The sequence below is a fragment of the Phenylobacterium sp. genome, from assembly GCF_030654915.1.
Lineage (GTDB): Bacteria > Pseudomonadota > Alphaproteobacteria > Caulobacterales > Caulobacteraceae > Phenylobacterium.
This window is the reverse complement of the sequence record NZ_JAURWM010000173.1, coordinates 1-4,653: the sequence shown is the minus strand read 5'-3', so window position 1 is coordinate 4,653 and position 4,653 is coordinate 1. Positions and strand designations below refer to the sequence as shown.

The 4,653-nt window shown below is 67.3% G+C and carries 6 protein-coding genes; 3 read left to right on the top strand and 3 right to left on the bottom strand.

Annotation, left to right across the window (positions count from 1 at the left end):
• Positions 1-5 precede the first annotated feature (5 nt).
• On the top strand, positions 6-110 hold the full coding sequence (locus tag Q7T84_RS21135; RefSeq protein WP_370653638.1) for a PEPxxWA-CTERM sorting domain-containing protein: 105 nt from the start codon (positions 6-8) through the stop codon (positions 108-110).
• Between the two features lie 118 nt (positions 111-228).
• Here Q7T84_RS21135 and Q7T84_RS08940 read toward each other — a convergent pair whose 3' ends face one another.
• The 3 genes from Q7T84_RS08940 to Q7T84_RS08930 all read right to left on the bottom strand — a co-directional run bounded on the left by Q7T84_RS08940 (position 229) and on the right by Q7T84_RS08930 (position 3,303).
• Positions 229-1,008 (bottom strand): PEPxxWA-CTERM sorting domain-containing protein, encoded by a 780-nt coding sequence (locus Q7T84_RS08940; RefSeq protein ID WP_304807901.1) that lies wholly within the window; start codon positions 1,006-1,008, stop codon positions 229-231.
• A 115-nt stretch (positions 1,009-1,123) separates the two neighbouring features.
• Positions 1,124-2,815, bottom strand: a complete 1,692-nt coding sequence (locus tag Q7T84_RS08935; protein WP_304807899.1) for a hypothetical protein — start codon at positions 2,813-2,815, stop codon at positions 1,124-1,126.
• 164 nt (positions 2,816-2,979) lie between these two features.
• A complete protein-coding gene (locus tag Q7T84_RS08930) occupies positions 2,980-3,303 on the bottom strand; it encodes a DUF1476 domain-containing protein (RefSeq protein WP_304807897.1) in 324 nt (107 codons plus the stop codon).
• A 244-nt stretch (positions 3,304-3,547) separates the two neighbouring features.
• Between Q7T84_RS08930 and purC the strand changes: the two genes are divergently transcribed.
• Positions 3,548-4,306 carry a phosphoribosylaminoimidazolesuccinocarboxamide synthase gene (gene purC, locus Q7T84_RS08925; protein WP_304807895.1) on the top strand — a complete coding sequence of 253 codons (759 nt, stop codon included), beginning with the start codon at positions 3,548-3,550 and terminating at the stop codon, positions 4,304-4,306.
• On the top strand, positions 4,306-4,545 hold the full coding sequence (purS, locus tag Q7T84_RS08920; protein ID WP_304807893.1) for a phosphoribosylformylglycinamidine synthase subunit PurS: 240 nt from the start codon (positions 4,306-4,308) through the stop codon (positions 4,543-4,545). The genes purC and purS overlap by 1 nt, the downstream gene beginning before the upstream one ends.
• The last annotated feature ends 108 nt before the right edge of the window (positions 4,546-4,653 follow it).

Sequence of the window (4,653 nt, the reverse complement as noted above, 5' to 3'; positions counted from 1 at the left end):
GCGCCGTGCCCGAGCCCGCCACCTGGGCCATGATGATCATCGGCTTCGCCGGTGTCGGCGGGGCGATCCGCTCCAACCGCCGCAAGAACCTGGCGTTCGCGACCGCGTAGGACGGCGCGGAGCCGGCGGGACGCTCCCGCCGGCTCCGACGCGTTCGAGCACGGTAGAGAGCCGCTTCGCGGCCCCCTCACCCGACCTCTCCCCGACGGGGAGAGAAGAAGAGACCCTCTAGGCGCTCGCGAACGCCAGGTTCTTGCGGCGGTTGGAGCGGATCGCCCCGCCGACACCGGCGAAGCCGATGATCATCATGGCCCAGGTGGCGGGCTCGGGCACGGCGCCGGCGACCGGCGGGATCACGCCGCCAAAGCCGTCCAGATAGGCGTAACCGGCATGGGCGCCATACGGGCAGTCATTGGCCAGCAGCGACAGCATGAAGTCGTGGCCGACCAGGCCGGCGGCCGCCAGATCGTAGCTGATGGTGGTCCAGTCGGTGTAGTACCAGCCCTGGCTGGAGCGGGTGAAGCTGGACGGGGTGGCGGCCGAATTGACGTTCACGGTCAACAGGTTGAGGCCCGTGGTCAGGTCGTCCAGCCTGATGATGAAGGCGTCGGAGTCGTTGACGCCGTGGGAGTCCTGCAGCACCGCGGCGTAGGCGAAGGCGATCAGGTTGTCGGAATAGTTGTCGACCTGCTGGCGGATCGTGGCGACGCTGTAGTCCGAGTACTGGTCGTTGACGCGGGCCGAGTGATCGCCCGAATAGACGGTCCGCAGCTTGTTGTCGGTCCGCGCGTCAAAGCCCGCATTGGTGATCGAGACCGGGCCGCTGCCGGGATAGTAGGCCGCCGGCGTGGGATAGGCGCCGCCGTACCAATTGCCGCCGCCGGTCTCCCAGTTGGCGAAGGTGCCGGTTTCGAAATTACCGTTCACGAAGCCGGCCGCGCTGGCCGCGCTCGTCAGGGAGAGGCTGAGCGCCACGGCGGCCAGACCTCCAAGGATCATCTTCTGCATCGATACACACCTTCTCGAAAGAGCGGCCACCGCCCAGGGCGCGCCCTGAGGAAATGTGGCCAGATTGTGTGTTCGAAGTAGAGGGGCGGCGCGGTCCCGCCATCGCCCAAATAAACTAAGTGTTAGGGATATTCTCGCCGCGCGCCGGCTGGGCGGACGCAAGATCCTCAAGTATCTCGCGCCAGCGTGCGAGCATCAGCAAATGGCCGTGGCCGGAAAAGCGGCGCAGCACGGCGGGGGGCGCGGCCAGGCTGGGCAGCAGGTCCTCCAACAGCGCCGATCCATCCTCGGCCCCGTGCCAGACCACCACCTGGGTGTTCAGCCGGGCCGGCGCCTCGCCCGCGTTCCGGTAGCAGGCGATCTCGGCCAGCGGCCCGACCACCCCGCGGGCGAAGCACTCCGTCCCCCGCGCGGTCAGGAAGTCGAGCAGGTCGGCGTTGCCCAGCGCGAACGCCCGGTCCAACGGGGCCAGAGCCGTGGAGCGTTTCAGGCTGCCCGCCACGAACTCGCGCGAGTAGAGCTGGATGTAGAGCCGCAGCATCGCCTCGGCCAGCCACGGACTGGACAGCATCTCGCGGCGATAGCGGGTCAGGAAGCTCTGATGCGCGGCGGGCGCGGTCGGGGTTCCGCCACGGCCCGACACCAGCAACAGCCGCTCGCAGGCGCCGCCCAGGAGCCGCGCCGCCACGATCGCGAACCCCGCGCCCGAGGCCGCGGCCGCCAGCCGCACGGGCCCCAGGTCCAGCCCCTCGATCAGGGCCGCGAAGTCGGCCGCCACGCTGTCGAACCCGTAGCGCGGCGAGGGATCGGACTGCCCAAACCCCGGCCGCTCCGGGATCACCAGCCGCATCCCCAGCTCGCGGGCGATATCGTCCGTACACGGAGGGGCTAGCGACGAGCCCATGCTGTCATGGAAGATCAGCACCCCCTGCCCGGCCGGATCGCCATATTCGCGGTAGCACAGCCGGCGCCCGTCGCTCAGCACGAACAGCCGCAAGGCCGGCGCTGTGGCCAGCAGCGCCCGCGCGCTCGGCGTCAGCGCCTTGGCCAGCGCCCGAGACGGCGCGGCGGCGACCGGAACCACGGCGTTCAGCAACCCGTCAAACTGCTTGAATGCGAGGGCGAGCTCGCTCTGGCGGCGCACCCCCACCTTGGCGAAGATGGCGCGAAGCTGGGCGCGCACCGTGAACACCGACAGCCCGAAAGCCGCCGCCGCCTCGTTCAAGGTGACGCCTTCCTCCATGTGCTGGGCCAGCCGCGCCTCGGCCGGGGTGAGCGAGAAGGTGGCTTGGATGGCGTTCCACTTCTCCCGCCCGTCGCGCTCGGGACTGACCAGCAGGATCGCGCAGCCGTCGCCGAACGGCGTGTCGGTGAGGCTCGCCCACACATCGGGCAGGCGTTCGGCGCGGACCAGCACGCCAAACCGCCGGCGCCCCTCGCTCTCCGACAGATCGACAAAGGCCGCGTGCAGGCCGCGTTTCAGGGTGCGACGCGCCAGGCGCAGCGACAGCGCCGCGGCGCTGTCCTCGGCGGCGACCCCCGCCGCCAGCGCCTGACCAAGCCGGTTCGCCCCACGCTTTCGCCCCTCGCCGCTGATCGCCACGGCGGCCATGGCGTCCGGCTCCTCGGCCGCGCCGGCGCTCAGGATCAGCCGGCACACTTCTTCCAACGTCGCCGGATCGAGCGCCTCGCCGTCGCGGGCCACCCAGTCCAGCAGCTTGGTCCAGTCCTCGACCTCCAGCGCCTGACGCAGCGCGTGCGCCAGCGCATTGGCCTCCCGGTCCCGCTCAGCCGCCGCTTGAGTCAAACGCCGCCACCCCCAACGCCCGATTGCACAACGGCGATCATATAACGCAGATATCACCAGGAAGTGTGCGGCGCCGTCGTCAAGCCGACTTTGGCGCAAGGCCGCGGCGCAACAAAAAACGCCGCCCGGGTGGGCGGCGTTCATGTCGTGGATTTGGCTAAGGCCTATTCGCCGGAGCGGAGTTGCTCGCGGGCTTGGGCCAGCAGTTCGTCCATCTTCATCCGGACTTCGCCCTCGCTGACGGCGACGCCCGAACCCTTCAGGTCCTCGAACACCTTGCGCAGCACGTCGTCGTCGCCGGGCAGTTCGAAGTCGGACTTCACCACCGCCTTGGCGTATTCGGCGACGCTGTCTTCCCCGAGACCCATCAGGCCGGCAGCCCATTCACCCAGCATGCGGTTACGGCGCGCGCCAGCCCTGAATTCCTGCTCCTGGTCGAGCTCGAACTTCTTTTCGAAGCCACGCTCGCGATCGTCGAAGGTCGTCATGTGTTCCCCAGTAGTCCGTCGGTCGGCCGTTCCATATCCCTTGCGTCGTCGCCTCGCAACGTAAACGCATCAAGACGTCGTGCGGCGCTGACGCCGTTTGCGCCGCAGCGTCGCTTCCGCTAATTTTCATCGGCCTCAGATGAGCGAGAGGGCCTTCGAGTCGGAGCCGCGCGCGTTGGGATCAACCGCGCGCGTTTTTCTTTTCCGAACAATGGCCAAGCCCTCGCTCAGGGAGAAGGCGCATATGACTACCCGCCGCAAGAAGATCTACGAAGGCAAGGCCAAGATCCTCTACGAGGGCCCCGAGCCCGGTACGCTTATTCAGTACTTCAAAGATGACGCCACCGCGTTCAACGACCAGAAGAAGGCTATCCTTGAGGGAAAGGGCGTCATCAACAATCGCATCAGCGAATATGTGATGATCAAGCTGAACTCCATCGGGGTTCAGAACCACCTGATCCGCCGGCTGAACCTGCGCGAGCAACTGATCCGCGAGGTGGAGATCATCCCGCTGGAGGTCGTCTGCCGCAACGTCGCCGCCGGCAGCCTGTCGCAGCGCTTCGGCCTGCCCGAAGGCCAGGCCCTGCCGCGCTCGGTCATCGAATTCTACCTGAAGGACGACAAGCTCAATAATCCGATGGTCGCCGAGGAGCACATCACCGCCTTCAACTGGGCCTCGACCCAGGAGATCGACGACATGATGGCGCTGACCCTGCGGGTGAACGACTTCCTGACCGGTCTGTTCGCCGGGGTCGGCATTACGCTGGTGGACTTCAAGGTCGAGTTCGGCCGGCTGTACGAGAACGACTTCGCCCGGGTGATCCTCGCCGACGAGATCAGCCCTGATTCCTGCCGCCTCTGGGACACCCAGACGAACGAGAAGCTGGACAAGGACCGCTTCCGCCGCGACATGGGCGACGTCATCGAGGGCTACACCGAAGTGGCCCGCCGGCTCGGCATCATGAAAGAGATGCCGACCGTCATCCAAGGAGGTCTTCACTAGTGCGCGCTAAAGTTCATGTGTTCCTGAAACCCGGCGTGCTCGACGTCCAGGGCAAGGCTGTCGAGAACGCCTTGCACGGCCTGGGCTGGCCGCAGGTCGAGGGCGTGCGCGTCGGCAAGACCATCGAGTTCGACCTGAAGGCCGAGAGCGCCGAGCAGGCCGAGGTCGAGGTCAAGCAGATGTGCGAGAAGCTGCTCGCCAACACGGTCATCGAAAGCTACCGAGTCGAGGTGGCGTGAGGGGTTCGGCGCTCTTCGCGCTGATCCCACTCCTCGCCCTTGGGGCTTGCGCGCCGGAACCACCGCCGGCGCGCCAAAGGCTGGCGCTCGACTGCGGCCTTTCCTACG

What these genes read in the sequence shown, in the direction of transcription:
- purC (WP_304807895.1), top strand. Translation starts at nt 3,548, where the DNA reads ATGACTACCCGCCGCAAGAAGATCTACGAAGGCAAGGCCAAGATCCTC.
- Q7T84_RS08940 (WP_304807901.1), bottom strand. Translation starts at nt 1,008, where the DNA reads ATGCAGAAGATGATCCTTGGAGGTCTGGCCGCCGTGGCGCTCAGCCTC.
- Q7T84_RS08930 (WP_304807897.1), bottom strand. Translation starts at nt 3,303, where the DNA reads ATGACGACCTTCGACGATCGCGAGCGTGGCTTCGAAAAGAAGTTCGAG.